We start from the raw sequence: 17959 nt of genomic DNA on the forward strand, positions 1-17959 counted from the left end.
GTGGCGACGCCGCCTGAGTTATTGCACGTCGTAGCCGACTTCCTCGCTGGCGTGGCAGAGTGCCTTCCAGAACGAGCGTGCGAACGAGCGGAACACGTAGATGTCGAACTGATCGGCCGCGGTGCGCTGGATCTGCGCGAAGACGTCGTGATGCATGGTCGAGCGGCCGGCGCCGATCGGGAAGGCCGGCAGCGCGAAGTCGATGGCGAAGAATTTCGCCAGCACCCACTCGGCCTTCGGCCCGGCGATACGGATCGCGGAGCGGCCGTGCGAAAGGTCGGTGACCGTACCGATGGCCGGAGTGACGACATCGGCAAAGGCCGTCGCCAATCCCTCGGCTTCATCGACAACCGTAAATTTTCCCGGCGCAAAGCCGAACACCGACCTGGCGCCGTTCGTCACACCGCCGCCGGCGCCGTCGGGCAAAGTCAGGCCGGTGACCGTATGGATGCCGGCCATCAACGTCTTCTCCTCGCCGGGCCAGGCGGCGAGCTGCAGAATCGACCCCGGCCTGGTTTCGGAGAGGATGATTTCGACGCCGTGCTCGAAATTGCCATGCGAGCCCGGATGCAGCACCGGCTCAAGCGGCGACTGGCGTTCAACCATGCATGCGGCTCCCGTCCGGATCGAAGAAATGGTTGGAGACGATCTCGACCGGCCCGAACCGGTTGCGCAACGGGTCGGAAACGTAGGCACGCGAGCCGCGCCGCGCCTTGCCGCCCTTGACCAGGGCAAGCGCGATATATTTGCCGAGCGCCGGCGAATAGCAGCAGGCGGTGATGTGGCCAAGCGAGCCGTGGGGATTGGCTTCGTCAAGCTCCTCGACGATGTGTGCGCCCCCATTGAGCGGCTGGTTGTCGAGCGAAACAATACCGACGAGTTCCAGGCGGTCGGGTGCGATCAGCCCCTCGCGATCCATCATCGCCGAGCCGATGAACGGCTTCTTCTTCGACAGCATCCAGTCGAGATGCAGGTCGCGTGCCGTGGTACGGCCGTCGATCTCGGCACCGGTGACGTGGCCTTTCTCGATGCGCATGGTGCCCAGCGCCTCCAGCCCGTAGGTCACCAGCCCGAACGGCTTGCCGGCTTCGATGAGCGCCTCCCAGACATGGGTGCCGTAACCGGCGCCGGAATAGACCTCGAAGGCCATTTCGCCGGAGAAGGACAGCCGGCAGATCATCACCGGCACGCCGGCGATTTCGCCGTGGACGATGCCCATGAAGGGCAGGGCGGCATTGTCGACGGCGGTGCCGCTGACGCAAGCAGCCAATATCTGCCTTGCCTTCGGCCCGCCGATGGCGGCACCGGCCCATTGATCGGTCACGGAGGTGACGTGGACCTTCAGCTCCGGCCAGATCACGTCGAGGAAATACTCCAGATGCTGCATCACCTTGCCGGCATTGGCGGTCGTGGTGGTCATCAGGAAATCCTGCTCGCCGAGCCGCCATGTTGTGCCGTCGTCGAAGGCGAGACCGTCCTCGCGCAGCATCAGCCCGTAGCGCGCCTTGCCCACGGCCAGCGTCGAAAATATGTTGGTGTAGACGCGGTCAAGGAATTCCGCAGCGTCAGGGCCTTGCACGGCGATCTTGCCCAGTGTCGAGACGTCGACGATGCCGGCGCTCTCGCGCGTGGCTCTCGCTTCGCGCACATAGGCCTGCTCGATCGTCTCGCCGGGATGGCCGTAGATCATCGGCCGGTACCAGAGGCCGGCCGAATACATGGTGGCGCCGTTGGCGACGTGCCAGTCATGCATCGGCGTCAGCCGCTCGGGCTTCAGATCGCCGAAGCGTTCGGCGGCAAGCGAGCCGATCGATACCGCCGCAAAGGGCGGGCGAAAGCGCGTCGTGCCGACCTGCGGGATCGGCTTGCCCAGCGCCTCGGCCATTATGGCCAGGCCTGGTATGTTGGAACTCTTGCCCTGGTCGGTCGCCATGCCGAGCGTGGTGTAGCGCTTCAGATGCTCGACCGAGACGAAGCCTTCCCGATGCGCCAGCCGCACGTCGTCGGCCGTCACATCATGCTGGAAATCGACGAAGCTCTTTCCACTGGCCCTGATCTCGAACACCGGCGCCGGATCGGGATCGCCGAGAGCGGCTTCGACAACCGGCAAGGCCGCCGGCGTGCCGGTTCCGCCCGTCGTGGAAAAACCGGCGGCGCGGCCTTCGGCGATCGCCTCGGCGGTGGAGAAACTGCCGGTGAAGGCGCCGGCGCCGATCCATTGCCGTGTTGTAGGTTTCGGCGGCAGGAACGCTTGCAACGTTTCGTTCCATTCCGCCTTGGCGCCGGCCTGGCTGGCCAGATGGATGGTCGGCGACCAGCCGCCCGACATCAGCAGGCAATCGGCGTGGATGCTGCGCGCATCGCCGGAAAGCGCGCCCCTCGCCATATCGAAGCGCTGCACCTTGAAGCCGGACAGCGCCTTGCCGCCCTCGGTGGCGATCACCGCGTGGCCAGAAAAGATCTCGGCCTCGGTTTCGCCGGCCAGCTTGCGCATCTCGCTCGAAAGCTCAGGGCGTACGTCGACGATGGCGACGACCACGGCGCCGGCCTTCTTCAGCGCCAGGGCCGCGCGATAGGCGCTGTCATTGTTGGTGAACAGCCCGATCCTGTCGCCGGGCAGCACGCCATATTCATTGGCAAAACGTTCGGCCGCATGCGCCAGCATCACGCCTGGTCGATCATTGCCCGGAAAGACCAGCGGACGCTCCAGGGAGCCGGTGGCCAGCACCACCGACTTGGCGCGGATTGTCCAGTAGCGATGGCGGGGTTCGCCCTTGCCCGGCGTTTCCTTGTGGTCGGTGACGCGTTCGAGCGCAGCAAGCGTGTTGCCGTCATAATAGCCCCAGACCGTGGTGCGCGGCAGCAGGCGGACATTGTCACGGCCTTCGAGCTGGCCAGCGGCGCGCCCCGCCCAGTCGGCGGCCGGCATGCCATCGATCGTCTCGCCCGACCAATTGGCCGAGCCGCCGAAATGCGGCTCGAGCTCGGCCAGGATGACGCGTGCACCCTGATCGGAAGCAGCCCTGGCGGCCATCAGCCCGGCCGGGCCGGAGCCGACTACCAACACATCGCAAAACGCATTCATGCGTTCGTAGCGCGCCGTATCGGGAGCCGTGCCTGCCTTGCCCAGGCCGGCGGCACGGCGGATGAAATGCTCACAGAACATCCAGAAGCGCGTGCCCTTCAGCGGACCGATCACCGGTCCCATGAAGGTCTTGTAGTAGAAGCCGGCCGACAAAAGCTTGCCGCCGAGCTGGTTCACGGCACTGACGTCCCAGGCAAGTGAGGGGAAACGGTTCTGGCTGATTGCAGTCAGCCCGTCATAGATCTCGACCATGGTGGCGGGAATGTTCGGCTCGCGAACCTCGCCCCTCAACACGGTGACCAGCGCGTTAGGCTCCTCGACGCCGGCGGTCAGCACGCCGCGGGGACGGTGATATTTGAACGAACGCCCGAACAGGGTGACGCCGTTGGCCAGCAGCGCCGAAGCCAGCGTGTCGCCGGCGTGGCCGGTATAGGGCGCGCCGTCGAAGGTGAAACGAATGGTCCGCAGCCGGTCTATGAGGCCGCCGGCCTCGGTACGGCGCGGGCTCATGGCTTGTCCTCGGCCCGGTGCCGCGCAACCGAATTGTGATCGCCGCGCGCGAACGCGGTGCTGGAGATCTCGTGCGTCAGCGTGTTGCGCACGACCCTGAGATGGGCGCGGCAGCCGCCGGAATGCTGCCAGATCTCATTGTGGTCACCGGCCGGGTTCAGCCGGTCGTAGACATAAGCGTTCCAGGCGTCGAGATTCTGCGAGGCCGGCTGTGGGCGCTGGCGATTGCCGTCGCCCTGATAGGTGAATTCGATCACGTCGCGCGGGCCGCAATAGGGGCAGGTGATGAGCATGGATCTCTTAAACTTCTCGTTTGACCATGATCTTGTCCGAAAACCGGTTTCCACTTTTCGCTGACGCGGACCTGAGGTTCGGGATCATGGCCTAATGCAGCCGGGGCGTGGCGCCCTGGCCCTTGTCGTCGATCACCAGGCCACGATAGAAGCGGTCGAGCGTGAAGGCCGCGTTGAGATCGTGCGGCTCGTCCTTGGCAATGGTCCAGGCAAAGCACCAGCCGGAAGCCGGCGTCGCCTTGAAGCCGCCATAGCACCAGCCGCAGTTGAGATACATGCCCGGCAGCGGACCGGTGGTGATGATTGGCGAACCGTCCATAGACATGTCGCAGACGCCGCCCCATGAGCGCAGCATGCGGACACGGGCCAGCCCAGGGAACAGCGCCAGCATCTCGCTCATCACCTCATCGACGATCGGCAGGCTGCCGCGTTGGGCGTAGCTGTTGTAGCCGTCGAGATCGCCGCCATAGACAAGGCCGCCCTTATCCGATTGCGACATATAAAAATGGCCCATGCCGAAGGTCAGGACCGTATCGATGAACGGCTTTAGCGATTCCGTGACGAAGGCCTGCAGCACGTGGCTCTCGATCGGCATCGTCTCGATCCCGGCGAGCCGCATGACTTGCCCGGTGCTGCCGGCCACTGCGACGGCTACCTTCTTGGCGCGGATTTCGCCGCGCGTCGTCGTGACGCCGGTGATACGGTCGCCGTCGCGCAGGAAGCCGGTGACCTCGCAGTTTTCGATGATGTCGACGCCGCGGCGATCTGCACCGCGCGCATAGCCCCAGGCGACGGCATCGTGGCGGGCGGTGCCGGCGCGCCGCTGCATCAGGCCGCCGACAATCGGGAAGCGCGCGGTGGCCGAGACGTCCAGTGCCGGTACCAGGCGGGCGATCTCCGCCGTAGTCATTAGTTCGGCGTCGACGCCGAGATGGCGCATCGCGTTGCCGCGCCGGGCATAGTCGTCGAGCTGGGCGGGTGTGTGGGCGAGGTTCAGGCAGCCGCGCTGCGAGAACATGACGTTATAGTTCAGGTCGTGGGCCAGGTTCTCCCACAGCTTCATCGAATGCTCGTAAAAGCGCGTGTTGGCCGGCAGGAGATAATTGGAACGGACCGCCGTGGTGTTGCGGCCGACATTGCCGGAGCCGAGCCAGCCCTTCTCCAGCACCGCGACATTGGTGATGCCGTGCTCCTTGGCTAGGTAGTAAGCGGTCGACAGGCCATGGCCGCCGCCGCCGATGACGATCACGTCGTAGGACGCCTTCGGGTCGGGCTTGCGCCAGGCCGGCCTCCAATCCTTGTTTCCGGTCAGCGCGTTTTTGAGAAGCGAAAAGGCCGAATATTCCGCCATTCTTATTGTCATCCATTTCAGGCTTGGCGGCAGACTATAGAGCAGGTGGCCAACGCAAAGCCAAGATTGCGCCATCGCTTTTCGACTCCCCGACTTCGATTGACCGACTCCGATTGGCCGAGTTCGATTGGCCGACTTCGAAAAACGAGACGCCTGGGGTGACTTGCCCCGTGATATGAGCCTCTTTATCAAGGACGTGCTTCAAAACTGCCGATGCCGCCCGCGAGTCACCAGAAAAAACATGTTCTTTCGTTTACTCCGCCTGGTCTTGATTCTTGCGCTTGTCGTCTCGGCGCCGCCGTCGTTCGTTGCAATGGCGCAGGCACTCGGGCAGGGCGCCGCCGGGTTGATCGCAGACCAGCAGAAGGTCATCCAGAGTCTGACCGCCAAAACCGACGGTCTCGAGAAGAAGATACAGCAGGACGGCCAAGACGATGCCACCCTGGTGGAAATCCGTCTGCAATTGGAGGATCTGTCGCGGGCGGCGCTCACCAGCGCGCTAGCGTTCCGCTCGCGTCTCGGCGATATCAACGATCGGATTGAGGTGCTGGGACCTCCGCCGGCCGCGGGCCAGCCGGCCGAGCCAGACATCGTAACCGGTGAACGCCAGGCCTTGGCTTCCGAAAAAGCCGAGATCAACGCCGTTATTGCCAGCGCGCAGAACCTGTCGATCCGCATCAGTGGGCTGATCGAGAAGATCGGCAACATGCGCAGCGAGCTGTTTCGCAATGTGCTTACCAAGCGCTACGTGCTGTCCGATGCGCTCAGCCCCGAAGTCTTTTCCGACGCCAACGCTGAGTTTTCCGGCTTCTATAAGGCGGTCTCGTCCTGGCTGAGCTTCGCCTTCAAGTTCAAGTTCCAGGCCATTCTTGCCGCGACTTTGATGGCGCTCGCATTCGCTGCAGTGCTTTTTATCGGCGGCCGACGCCTGTTCGGCCGCGTCTTCGAAGCGGATCCCTCCGTCGAGGACCCCTCCTATCTCAGCCGGCTGTCGGTGGCGTTCTGGTCGACATTGCTGCCGACGCTGGCGGTCGGCGCCTTCCTTGTCTCGACGATCTTCTTCTTCAATTATTACAACGTTTTACGCGGTGACATCGGCATCTTCCTGAATTCGCTGGTTGCCGTTGTCGCGGTGGTGTTCTGCGTCAACCGCCTGACCAACGCAGCGCTCGAGCCCCGACTGCCGAACTGGCGTCTGATCCCGGTCGAAACCGGCCCGGCGCGCTGGCTGGTGCGGCTGACGACCGCTATGGCCGTCGCCATCGGCATCAACTATTTCCTGTCGGTCGTGAACGACAAGATGGGCTCGCCACTGTCGCTGACCATCGCCAGAAGCTTCATCGCCACCATCATCGTCGGCATCATCCTGATCCTGATGGGCTTGCTGAAGCCGTTCAAGGCTCCCGACGGAAGCTGGCGCCCATGGCCGGCGTGGCTGCGCTACACCGCCATCGCGCTAGGCCTTTTCACCATCGCATCGGCACTGCTTGGCTATATCGGCCTTGCAATTTTCGTCTCGCTGCAGGTCGTAGTCACCGGCACGATCCTGGTCACCGCCTATATCGGTTTCCTGTCGGCGCGGGCGATCGGCGAGGAAGGCGGGTTCGCCAAAACTTCGATCGGGCGCTGGCTAGCGGCCAATTCAAGCTACGAAGAGACCGCCCTCGACCAGCTCGGGCTTGTCGTCAGCGCCGCCATCAACATCATGATTGTGCTGGTGTTCCTGCCGCTGATCCTGTTGATGTGGGGTTTCCAGCCCGGCGACATCCAGGCCTGGGCCTACAAGCTGGCGACCGGCCTCACCATCGGTTCGGTGACGATCTCGGTCACCGGCATTCTCACCGGCGTCGTCGTCTTCATTATCGGCTATTTCCTCACGCGCTGGTTCCAGGGCTGGCTCGACGGCTCGGTGATGGCGCGCGGCCGGGTCGACACCGGCGTGCGCAATTCGATCCGGCTGGCGGTCGGTTATGCCGGCGTCGCGGTCGCGGCACTGGTCGGCATCTCGGCGGCTGGTATTGACCTCTCCAATCTTGCGCTGGTCGCCGGCGCCCTGTCCCTCGGCATCGGTTTCGGCCTGCAAAATGTCGTCTCGAATTTCGTGTCGGGCCTGATCCTGCTGGCCGAGCGGCCGTTCAAGGTCGGCGACTGGATCGTCGCCGGCGACATCAGCGGCACGGTCAAGAAGATCAGCGTGCGCGCCACCGAGATCGAAACGTTTCAACGGCAATCGGTGATCCTGCCCAATTCAAACCTGATCAACAATGCGGTCGGCAACTGGACGCACCGCAACAAGCTCGGCCGCATCGACATCAAGGTCGGCGTTGCCTATGGCAGCGACGTCAAGCACGTGCATGGCGTCCTGTTGGAGATCGCACGCAGCCATCCGCTGGTGCTGAAGAACCCGGAACCCTTTGTGTTGTTTTCCAATTTCGGCCCGGCCGCGCTCGAATTCGAGATCCGCGTGTTCCTGGCAGACGTTCTTAGTGGCAATATCGTCCAGAACGACATCCGCTTTGCCATCTTCGATGTGTTCGCCGACCAGCATATCGAAATTCCGTCGACACCGCGCGCCGTCGTCGAGACCAAAAAGCACGAGGCGTGGCCGATCGACGACGACAAGATCGAAGTCGAATTCGCCGAACGGGAACAAGCAAAAGCTCTAGCGGCGGTCGAGGCGAAACGTCTCGCCAAGTCGGGACGCAAGGTACGCAAGCCCGATCCTGACTAGCGTTTGGAGCTTGCCTTCAAGCTTCGGAAATCAATTGCGGCATGAATGCGGCATTCAGTTGCTGTTCAGCTTGCATTGCATATAAGCTCACCTGCAAACGGCGAGAATGCCTTGCGAAATGCAACAGAGGCGGTGGCAACACCGATACTGCAAAATGTGGAAGTCTCTCGTCGCCGCCATCGCTTTTCTGGCCGTGGGCGGTTCGGCCCATGCCGCCAGCGCGGTCAACAAGGACGCCGAGACCCGCACGCTGATCGTGACGGAAGGCGGCGGCAAGACCGAGCTGGCGCTGGCCGCCGGCGAAACCGTGGAATTTTGCCCGAGCGGCTGTTTTGTTACCTTGCCGAATGGCGACCTCGAGGCGCTGACGGGTTCGGAAACCGTCGAGATCTCGGGCGGCGTCGCGCGCATCAAGTAAAGTCGACGCCATGATTTTTGAAGGCCGGGCAAACGCCCGGCCTTTTATTTACTTCCAGTAATCGGCGATGAAGGTATTCACTTTTCTTCGAAGCTGCGCAGAACGGGCTCTAGCAGCGCTTTCGTACCGAGCAGGGTGAAGGCGTAGGTCCAACTGCATTCGACGAGCTGGTGGCGCGGGCTTTTTTGGCGATGTCGCAAACAGGCTGCAAGCGCGCCGCCGCGCCGACCTATAGTCTGCTCGCAATAGCATCTTGGAGTCGCGGGCAATGGCAGGGTTTCCGGAAAAGGCGAAGGTCGTCATCGTCGGGCTGGGCGGCATCGTCGGCGCATCGGTCGCCCATCACCTGATCGAGCGCGGATGGGACGATATTGTCGGCATCGACAAATCGGGCATCCCGACGGATATCGGCTCGACGGCGCATGCCTCCGACTTCTGCTACACGACCAGCCATGATTTCCTTTCGTGCTGGACGACGCTCTATTCCATCGATTTCTACGAAAAGATGGGTCATTACGCCCGCATCGGCGGCCTCGAGGTCGCACGCGTCGGCGACGACGCCCGCATGGCGGAAATCAAGCGCAAGATCGCCTCGGCGAAGGCCTTCGGCACACGCGCCCGCCTGATCGATCCCGCCGAGATCAAGGAAAAATTCCCGCTGATCGAAGAACAGATGGTACAGGGCGGCCTGTGGGATCCCGATGCCGGCCTCGTCATCCCGCGTTCGCAGACAGTCGCCGGCAAGCTGGTCGACCAGGCGGAAGCCTCGGGCAAACTCAAGGCGTTTGCCAACACCTCGGCCAGGTCGCTCGTCATCGAGAACGGCCGCATCAAGGGCGTGGTGACCGACCGCGGCACCATCCAGGCCGACTACGTCGTGGTCTGCACGGGCATTTGGGGGCGGCTGATCGCGGAAATGGCGGGCGAGGACCTGCCGGTCATGCCGATCGACCACCCGCTCACCTTCTTCGGGCCGTACACCGAGTTCGCCGGCACCGGCAAGGAGATCGGCTGGCCGCTGCTGCGCGACCAGGGTAATTCGGCCTATATGCGCGATACCGGCGATCCCAAGACCGCCGAAGGCGGGCAGATCGAATGGGGTTATTACGAAGAGACCAATCCGCGCCTTTGCCATCCGCGCGATATTCTCGAGAAAAACGAGGCACGGCTTTCGCCGTCGCAGCGCGATCTCGACATGGAGCAGATCCTGGCGCCGCTCGAGCGGGCCATGGAACTGACGCCGATCCTGGGCGAGCTGGGCTACAATGAGAGCCATTCCTTCAACGGGCTGCTGCAGGTGACGGCGGACGGCGGCCCTTCGATGGGCGAAAGCCAGAAGGTGAGGGGCCTCTGGTATGCCGTGGCGATCTGGGTCAAGGACGGTCCCGGCATGGGCAAGCTCATCGCTGACTGGATGACAGACGGCCGCACGGCGATCGACCATCACGCCATCGACTATTCGCGCTTCTATCCGCACCAGACGAAAGAGCAGTTCATCTGGGACCGCTGCACTGAAACGGCGATGAAGGTCTACAATCCGGCGGTCCATCCGCGCGAGCCCTTCTCCAAGGCTCGCAATGTCCGCCGCTCGCCGTTCTGGGAGCGCGAGAAGGAACTCGGCGGCTATTTCATGGAGCTCGGCGGCTGGGAGCGCGCCCATGGCTACGCCGCCAACGAGCATCTGCTCGAGAAATACGGCAACCGGGTGCCGGTGCGCCAAAACGAATGGGATAACCGCCACTTCTGGCGCGTCTCGAACGCCGAGCATCTAGCCATGAGCGAGGATTGCGGCATCGTCAACCTGTCGCATTTCGCCATGTACGACGTCGAAGGCCCGGACCATGTCGCGCTGATGGAATGGCTGTGCGCGGCAAAGATCGGCGGTGACGGCAATATCGGCAAGGGCATCTATACCCATTTCCTCGACGAGGCAGGCATGGTGCGCGCCGACCTGACCGTCATCCGCATGGCCGACCGCTGCCGCGTCATCGACGGCGCTGATGCCGGGCCGCGCGACTTCCAGTACATGCGCCGGACGGCAAAAGACAAAGGCTTCGACGTTACCGTCACCGACGTGACCGAGAAGTACGTGACCATCGGCATCTGGGGTCCGAACGCGCGGGCGACATTGGGCAAGTGCGTGGAAAACCCCGACGGGCTGACGCCGGAGAATTTTCCCTTTGCCGCGATCAAGCCCGTCAGGATCGCCGGCAAGGACGTGACCGCCTTCCGCATCTCCTATGTCGGCGAGCAAGGCTGGGAACTGCACATGCGCTACGAGGACGGCCTCGCCGTCTGGGACGCGCTGCGGTCGACCGGCGTGATGGCCTTTGGCGTCGAGACCTATGCCAACAGCCGCCGTATGGAGAAGAGCCTGCGTCTGCAAAACGCGGATCTGTTGACCGAATATAATCTGCTGGAAGCCGACCTTGCCCGACCGAAGGTCAAGGAGGCCGATTTCTGCGGCAAGGCAAAGCATCTGGAATATCGCGCCCGGGTGCACCAGCCGGCCATGCTTTGCACGCTTATCATGACAGACAATACCGATTCCAACGGCGTTCCGCGCTATCCGGTCGGCACGATGCCGGTGATGGACCCGCAAACCGGTGAGACGCTCGTCGACGAGCTCGGCCGCCGCTCCTTCACGACCTCGGTGGCCTATGGTCCGACCCTCGGCAAGAACATCGCGCTCGCCTACCTGCCCTGGGCGTATTGCCAGGAGGGCCGCAAGCTGAACGTCGAATATTTCGGCGAGAAATACCCGGTCGAAGTGGCCGCCGTCGGCTACAGGCCGCTCTATGACCCGGAGAACCTCAATCCGCGCAGCTAAGCATTGGGACGGTCGCAAAAATGTGACCGAGTGAGCCCGGCTCTCCACCGGGCTTTCTCTTTGTCGATCGGCGATTTTCGCTTAACGTGCGGCATGTCTGGTTTTGCCAGTGCAAGACATTTCGTCTCGGGTGCCGCCGCGCTGGCGTCGGTGCTATGGCCAGCGGCAATCTCCCGCGCCGCCGAGCCGGTCGATGTCGAACTGGTGCTGGCAGTCGACGTATCCTTGTCCATGTCGCCGGACGAGCTCGAAATCCAGCGTCATGGCTATGCGGCGGCGCTGACGCATGACGATGTCCTGCAGGCAATCGGCGAAGGCGCTCATGGCAAGATTGCCGTCACCTATGTCGAATGGGCTGGCGCGACCTGGCAGCAGGTCGTCGTGCCGTGGACGGTGATCGCCAATCGTGCCGACGCCGAACGGCTGGCAGCGCAGCTTTCCGCTCATCCGCCGGCCAGTGCCAGGCGCACCTCGATCTCCGGCGCGCTGGAATTCGCCAGCGATCTCTTTGCCGAAAGCGGCTTCCAGGGCGTCAAGCGGGTGATCGACATTTCGGGTGACGGCCCCAACAACCAGGGCGCACCTGTCGATATCACCCGCGACGCCGTGATCAAGCAGGGCATCACCGTCAACGGCCTGCCGCTGATGACCAGGGGCGGGTTCACCAGCGCCTACGATGTCAACAATCTCGACCGCTACTACAGCGACTGCGTCATCGGCGGGCCGGGCTCCTTCATGATCCCGGTCAATGACTGGACGCAGTTTCCGGAGGCCATCCGCCGCAAGCTGGTGCTGGAGCTTGCCGGTCCGGCCTCGCCGCAGCGAGCGGCGGAAGAGGCGGCGCATCCGCCATTGGTGCTGGCACAGGACATCCCCGTCACCGACTGCCTGGTCGGCGAAAAAATGTGGCGCGACCGCAGCTGGATGTACAACACCCGCTAATGGCGAAGTTTGCTGCCGGTGGTGACATACCGCAGTGCAGCATCTGCTTCATTGACAAGCCTGTGCGCGTCTGTGACACAATTCTCCATCCGAACAAAAAAGGGGAACCGACATGAACAAGATCGGAATTCTTGCAGCAAGCTTGACGCTTGCCGTCGGATTGTCCGCGCCGGCCACCGCCGCTACATCGGTCAGCATCGGCATCAGTGGATGGACCGGCTTTGCGCCGCTGACGCTCGCCAAGCAGGCCGGCATCTTCGAAAAGCACGGCCTCGACGTCACCTTGAAGAAGGTGCCGCAAGCCAGTCGGCCCCTCGCCATCGCCAGCGGCGACCTGCAATGCGCCGCCACTACAGTCGAGACCTGGCTGGTCTGGAACGCTAACGGCGTGACGACCAAGCAGATATTCCAGCTCGACAAGTCCTACGGGGCCGACGGCATCGTCGCCCGCAACGACATCAAGACCGTCGCCGATCTCAAGGGTAAGTCGGTCGCGTCCTCGGCGCCGGGCACGTCGCCCTATTTCATGCTGGCCTGGGTGCTCAACAAGAACGGCATGTCGACCAAGGACGTGACGGTCGTCAACCTGGAGCCGGACGCGGCGGCGCAGGCGTTTCTCGCCGGACAGAACGATGCGGCGGTCACCTATGAGCCGTTCATCTCGGCGGTGCGCGAAAAGTCCGACCAGGGCCATATCCTTGTGACCACTCTCGATTATCCGATGGTGCTCGACACGGTCGGCTGCACGCCGGAGTTCCTCAAGGCCAATCCGGATGCGGCCAAGGCGCTTGCCGACAGCTATTTCGAGGCACTTGACCTGATCAAGAGCGACCCGGCGAAATCCTATGAGACGATGGGCGCCGACGTGAAGCAGTCGGCCAAGGAGTTCGAAGAGTCGGCAAAATACCTGAAATGGGCCGACAAGGCTGAAAACAAGCAGTTCTTCACCAAGGAATTCCAGGACTTTTCCAAGACCGCCGGCGAGCTTCTGCTGCAGATGGGCTTGATCAAGGAAGCGCCCGACGTATCGACATTGGCCGACACCAGCGCCGTCGCCGACTAATCGGCAGGATTGTCGCCCGGCGGCGGCGCGTGCGCCGCCGCTTTTTCATTCCGATCAGAGGACGGTCGAAGATGCCGCGCCCCTTGCATCCGGTCTCGCCGGGCATTCGAACCGTGCTCGGCATTTCGTTCTTCGTGCTGTCCGTGGCGTTCTGGGCGTGGATCACGCTTGGCGGCCACGTCAATCGCATTTTCCTTGCCGATCCGCTGTCGATGGTGAGAGACGGTTGGCGGCTGCTGGTCGAGGACCGCTTCTGGCTCGACATCCTTATCACCATCTGGCGCGTCTTCGGCGGGTTCCTGATGGCGGCCATCGTTGCCGTGCCGCTTGGCATCGTGATGGGTGCCTGGAAGCCCGTGGAGGCGTTCCTGGAGCCGTTCGTCTCCTTCGCCCGCTATCTGCCGGCATCGGCCTTCATCCCGCTGCTCATTCTGTGGGCGGGCGTTGGCGAGCTCGAAAAACTGCTGGTGATCTTCGTCGGCTCGGTGTTCCAGATCATCCTGATCATCGCGGTCAAGGTCGGCGGCACACGGCGCGACCTGGTCGAGGCGGCCTACACGCTTGGCTCGTCCGACAACGGCATCGTGCGGCGCGTGATCATGCCGGCCAATGCGCCGGAGATTGCCGAGACCCTGCGGCTGGTGCTCGGCTGGGCCTGGACCTATGTCATCGTCGCCGAGCTGATCGGCTCGTCGTCGGGCATCGGCTACATGATCATCAACAGCCAGTCGCGGCTGGCGACAGGGCAGATCATCTTCGGCATCATCGTCATCGGCCTGATCGGGCTGTTGTCCGATTTCGCCTTCAAGGCGCTCAACCGTTGGCTGTTTCCATGGAGCCTGGCGTGAGCAAGCTGGTCATCGAAGGCGTCTCGCGCACCTTCGCCGGTGTCGGCGGTGGGCAGCCGGTCAAGGCGCTGATGCCGATCGATCTGGCGGTCGCCGCCAACGACTTCATCACCATCCTGGGGCCATCCGGCTGTGGAAAGTCGACGCTGCTCAGGATCGTCGCCGGCCTCGAAGCGCCGAGTGGGGGACGTGTTATGCTCGACGGCAGGGTGGTGGACCGGCCCGGTCCAGACCGCGGCATGGTTTTCCAGTCCTATACGCTGTTTCCGTGGCTGACGGTCGCCGAGAACATCGGCTTCGGCCTGCGCGAACGTGGAATGGCCGAGCACGAGCGCAGCGAAATCGTCGCTTCTTACGTCGATCTCGTCGGGCTGAGAGGTTTTGAAAACCATTGGCCGAAGCAGCTTTCCGGCGGCATGCAGCAGCGCACCGCGATTGCCAGGGCACTGGCCAACGATCCGGAGATCCTGCTGCTCGACGAGCCGTTCGGAGCACTCGACAACCAGACCCGAGGGCTGATGCAGGAGCTGCTTCTCGGCATATGGGAGCGCCGGCAAAAACGGTGCTGTTCGTCACCCATGACATCGAGGAGGCGATCTTCATGGCGTCGCGCGTGGTAGTGATGACGGCGCGCCCCGGCCGCATCAAGTCGGACGTTGCCGTCGACCTGCCGCATCCGCGCCACTACACGCTGAAGACCAGCCCGGAGTTTTCGGCACTGAAGGCGCGGCTGACCGAAGATATCCGCGTCGAGGCGATGCGCACGGCCGAAGTGCATTGACTCGGCGGGCTTCGTTCAGCCGATGGCCCGATCAAGCCGCCAGAAGCTGCTTGCGGTCGACGCGTTCCTGTTGCGGCGAGCGGGCGTACAACTCGCGATAGCATTTGGAGAAATGCGAGGCGGAAACAAAGCCGCAGGCGACCGCCACTTCGACCACCGGCAACGACGACTGGATCAGCAGGTGCCGGGCGCGGTCGAGGCGGATCTCCAGATAGTAACGGGCAGGGGAGCGCCCCATCTCGGTGCGGAACAGGCGCTCAATCTGCCGGCGCGACAGGTCGACATGGTCAGCGATCTCGATCAGCGAGAGCGGCTCGGAGAGATTGGCTTCCATCAGCTCGATAATGGTCAGCACCTTGGAATTCTGCACGCCAAGGCGGGCGCGCAGCGGCAGGCGCTGGCGGTCGGTCGGGCTGCGCACGCGATCGGTCAGCACCTGCTCGCAGACGCGGTTGACGAGGCTCTCGTCGAAATCGTCGCCGATCAGCTTCAGCATCATATCGAGGGCGGCGGTGCCGCCGGCGCAGGTGTAGATGTTCTGGTCGATCTCGAAGAGGTCGGCGAAGACATTGGCCTTGGGGAACGCCTCGGAAAAGCCCGGCAGGTTCTCCCAATGGATGGCGCAGCGCTTGTTGGACAACAGGCCTGCTGCGGCCAGGATATGCGCGCCGGTGCACAGGCCGCCGACGGCAACGCCACGATTGTACTCTTCGCGCAACCAGGCAAAGGCCGATTTGTTCTGGTAGCGCTCGACATTGATGCCGCTGCAGACGATGGCCATGTTCGGCCGGTCCGGTCCGGACATTTTCTTGCGCTCTTCCTCCAGCGAGGTGTTGACGGCGCATTCGACGCCGTTCGAGGCGCGCACCGGCTTGCCGTCGATGCTGGCGAGCCGCCAGCGATAGGCTTCATAGCCGAGCATGCGGTTGGCCGAACGCAACGGATCGAGCGCCGTCGCGAAGGCGATCATGGTGAAATCGGGGACCAGGAAGAATACGAACGATCGCCGGATCGGGTGCTTTACGACGTTCACGGGTAGATCCTCACGCTGCAATGGCGCGAACAGGATGTCGCGATCAGCATAGCGACATCAGGAAAGACGTTTCCTGTCAATTGGCTAGATGGCAACGGAGCGACTTTATTTGCGACACGGGTCGCAAATGGGCAATCGCTGTGCGGCGAAGGACGTGACAGGCCGCCGGATCGACCAACGAGCCTACGCAGTCTGCGCACACGAAAACGCCGCCTCGGCAAAACCAAGGCGGCGCTGGATCGACTTCGAAGCAGCGCTGGGCTGCTTCCGCCAGGATTGCTGTCTCAGGCGACGAAGCCGAGGCGCGCGGCAGCCATGGCCCCGGTCTGGCCGGGCATGGTGTTGGCCAGGCGCTGGCGCTCGAGCGCGGTCGTCAGGTTCATTTCGCGGCGGGCAAAGAGGCGGGCAAAAAGCTTCATGATCATCTCCATTCGGTTGCTCAGACGGGTCGCCTTCGCTTGATGGAGTGGGGCAGCTCGTTTGTTGATGATGATATAGGCTTACGTGAGGGGAAACTAAATCGCAAAAGCGAAGCACTTGATATGAAAAGCGACACCGAATGCGACAAATTTGGGCAATCTGCCTAGGATTTTCGATTATTTACAATGTGTTGATTGCCAGTGCGGGCTGCTATGCGACTTGCTCATATGCGGCATGCGACGGCGACATGGCTCGGGAAAATCATTTGAATACAAACAAAAAGGCCTGCCGGGCTGATCTGCGCGGCAGGCCTTCAGCTGTTGATACACACGGTTTACTTTGCTCCAGCCCAAGATCCCACACCATGGCGAGTGCCGGTCTTGGCATCGGCAGCTTCGGGCCAGCCGATATCCTTCTGCAGTTCAATCGGCAGCGCGCGGATGGCGCGTTCCGTCTGGTAGCGGGCACGGGCCTCGCTGAACTCGGTCGCGATCCGACCGATGGATGACAGGATAGACATCTCATTCTCCTTCGCGTTGGCCGGGATGTCCCGGCGCTTGCAGCGTCAGGCGGTACACCGGGTTTGTTTCAGCTTCATTTCGTGTCGATTGCAGGTCCGTGTCATGGTTGTTTCGGGACCACTTCGATGCGTCCTGCCTTCGATGGAGTTGACTATCCTCCCAAACTGATGTTCAATCAAACGAAATGGAATGATGGTTTGCATCAGAAAAATTGAAGGTCGCTTGCCATGAACGCCCCACTCAATCATCCGCTGCCGCTGCTCGATCTCGACGTTCTGCGCACTTTCGTCGCAATCGCCGAGACCGGCAGCTTCACCACTGCGGCCAATGCGGTCTTCCGCACGCCGTCGGCCGTCTCCATGCAGATCAAGAAGCTGGAGGACATTCTCGGCCGCTCGGTGTTCGCGCGCGACGCCCGTTCGGTGACGCTGACCACCGATGGCGAGATGCTGCTCGGCTATGCGCGCCGGCTGCTGTCGATCAATCGCGAGGTGGTGTCGAAGTTCATCATTCCAGACATTGTCGGGGTGGTGCGGCTCGGCTCGCCGGACGATTATGGCGAACGTGTGCTGCCGCATGTGCTGAAGCGATTCGCACAGTCGCATCCTTCCATCGCGGTCGACGTCACCATCGACCAGAGCGTCAACCTGCGCCGTCGCATGGACGATCGGGCACTCGACATCACGCTGCTCACCAACTCATACAAGACCAGCGCGATCGGCGCCGAAGTACTGCTCACCGAGCCTATCGTCTGGGCCGGCGCCAAGGGGGGCTGTGCGCATCTGCGCGAGCCGCTGCCGGTCTCCTTGTGGGAAGAAGGCTGCGCCTGGCGGGCGGGTGCATTGGAGGCGCTTGGCCGCGAGGGCCGCAACTACCGTATCGCCTATATGAGCGCGCACACGGCCGGCCAGCGCGCCGCGATCATGGCGGATCTTGCAGTCGCGCCGCTGCCGAAATCCTTCCTCGGCAGTGACATGGTCGAGCTGTGCCCGAAGGACGGCATGCCAGACATAGGCACCTACAACCTCGCCATGGTGGTGACGCCGGACGCCAGCGCGCCGGTGAAGGCAGTCGCCGACCATATCCGAGCGACGTTTGAGATGTTCAGGGAAACTGGGAAGTTCTGAGCCAAA

The 17959-nt window shown here is 62.8% G+C and carries 14 protein-coding genes and 1 pseudogene; 8 read left to right on the forward strand and 7 right to left on the reverse strand.

Features of this window, described 5'->3' with window-relative positions:
- Positions 1-18: 18 nt before the first annotated feature.
- The 4 genes from NKH78_RS12425 to NKH78_RS12440 form a co-directional block, all read right to left on the reverse strand.
- A complete protein-coding gene (locus tag NKH78_RS12425) occupies positions 19-606 on the reverse strand; it encodes a sarcosine oxidase subunit gamma (protein ID WP_352738698.1) in 588 nt (195 codons plus the stop codon).
- Positions 599-3595, reverse strand: coding sequence for a sarcosine oxidase subunit alpha (locus tag NKH78_RS12430; RefSeq protein WP_352882989.1), 2997 nt, complete (start codon positions 3593-3595; stop codon positions 599-601). The genes NKH78_RS12425 and NKH78_RS12430 overlap by 8 nt, the downstream gene beginning before the upstream one ends.
- Positions 3592-3888, reverse strand: coding sequence for a sarcosine oxidase subunit delta (locus tag NKH78_RS12435; RefSeq protein WP_023676536.1), 297 nt, complete (start codon positions 3886-3888; stop codon positions 3592-3594). Before NKH78_RS12435 ends, NKH78_RS12430 begins: the two co-directional genes overlap by 4 nt.
- A gap of 91 nt (positions 3889-3979) precedes the next feature.
- Positions 3980-5239, reverse strand: a complete 1260-nt coding sequence (locus tag NKH78_RS12440) for a sarcosine oxidase subunit beta (RefSeq protein WP_352646938.1) — start codon at positions 5237-5239, stop codon at positions 3980-3982.
- A 241-nt stretch (positions 5240-5480) separates the two neighbouring features.
- Between NKH78_RS12440 and NKH78_RS12445 the strand changes: the two genes are divergently transcribed.
- The 7 genes and pseudogenes from NKH78_RS12445 to NKH78_RS12475 all read left to right on the forward strand — a co-directional run bounded on the left by NKH78_RS12445 (position 5481) and on the right by NKH78_RS12475 (position 14852).
- Complete coding sequence (locus NKH78_RS12445; protein ID WP_352738695.1) at positions 5481-7970, forward strand: mechanosensitive ion channel family protein; 2490 nt, start codon at positions 5481-5483, stop codon at positions 7968-7970.
- Positions 7971-8124: 154 nt separating this feature from the next.
- Positions 8125-8388, forward strand: a complete 264-nt coding sequence (locus NKH78_RS12450; RefSeq protein ID WP_254818157.1) for a hypothetical protein — start codon at positions 8125-8127, stop codon at positions 8386-8388.
- Positions 8389-8656: 268 nt separating this feature from the next.
- On the forward strand, positions 8657-11218 hold the full coding sequence (locus NKH78_RS12455; RefSeq protein ID WP_352738693.1) for a GcvT family protein: 2562 nt from the start codon (positions 8657-8659) through the stop codon (positions 11216-11218).
- A 93-nt stretch (positions 11219-11311) separates the two neighbouring features.
- Entirely contained in the window at positions 11312-12160 is an 849-nt protein-coding gene (locus NKH78_RS12460) for a DUF1194 domain-containing protein (protein ID WP_352738691.1), read from the forward strand.
- 112 nt (positions 12161-12272) lie between these two features.
- Positions 12273-13223: an ABC transporter substrate-binding protein gene (locus NKH78_RS12465; RefSeq protein WP_352738689.1), complete on the forward strand. Its 951-nt coding sequence runs from the start codon at positions 12273-12275 to the stop codon at positions 13221-13223.
- A gap of 71 nt (positions 13224-13294) precedes the next feature.
- The gene (locus NKH78_RS12470; protein ID WP_352737211.1) at positions 13295-14071 is read left to right on the forward strand and encodes an ABC transporter permease; all 777 of its coding nucleotides are present in this window, start codon (positions 13295-13297) and stop codon (positions 14069-14071) included.
- Positions 14068-14852, forward strand: a pseudogene (locus NKH78_RS12475) (ABC transporter ATP-binding protein). Before NKH78_RS12470 ends, NKH78_RS12475 begins: the two are co-directional and overlap by 4 nt.
- Before the next feature lie 31 nt (positions 14853-14883).
- Here the strand turns inward: NKH78_RS12475 and NKH78_RS12480 are convergent.
- The 3 genes from NKH78_RS12480 to NKH78_RS12490 all read right to left on the reverse strand — a co-directional run bounded on the left by NKH78_RS12480 (position 14884) and on the right by NKH78_RS12490 (position 16825).
- Complete coding sequence (locus NKH78_RS12480) at positions 14884-15822, reverse strand: GlxA family transcriptional regulator (RefSeq protein WP_302895626.1); 939 nt, start codon at positions 15820-15822, stop codon at positions 14884-14886.
- Positions 15823-16169: 347 nt separating this feature from the next.
- On the reverse strand, positions 16170-16304 hold the full coding sequence (locus NKH78_RS12485) for a hypothetical protein (RefSeq protein WP_013894968.1): 135 nt from the start codon (positions 16302-16304) through the stop codon (positions 16170-16172).
- Between the two features lie 335 nt (positions 16305-16639).
- On the reverse strand, positions 16640-16825 hold the full coding sequence (locus tag NKH78_RS12490; RefSeq protein ID WP_023719925.1) for a hypothetical protein: 186 nt from the start codon (positions 16823-16825) through the stop codon (positions 16640-16642).
- 228 nt (positions 16826-17053) lie between these two features.
- On the opposite strand from NKH78_RS12490, the gene NKH78_RS12495 reads away from it, so the two are divergent.
- Positions 17054-17953 carry a LysR substrate-binding domain-containing protein gene (locus NKH78_RS12495; protein ID WP_023676521.1) on the forward strand — a complete coding sequence of 300 codons (900 nt, stop codon included), beginning with the start codon at positions 17054-17056 and terminating at the stop codon, positions 17951-17953.
- Positions 17954-17959 lie beyond the last annotated feature (6 nt).

Origin of the sequence: Mesorhizobium sp. M0910 (assembly GCF_040319465.1) — a bacterium.
Taxonomy (GTDB): domain Bacteria; phylum Pseudomonadota; class Alphaproteobacteria; order Rhizobiales; family Rhizobiaceae; genus Mesorhizobium.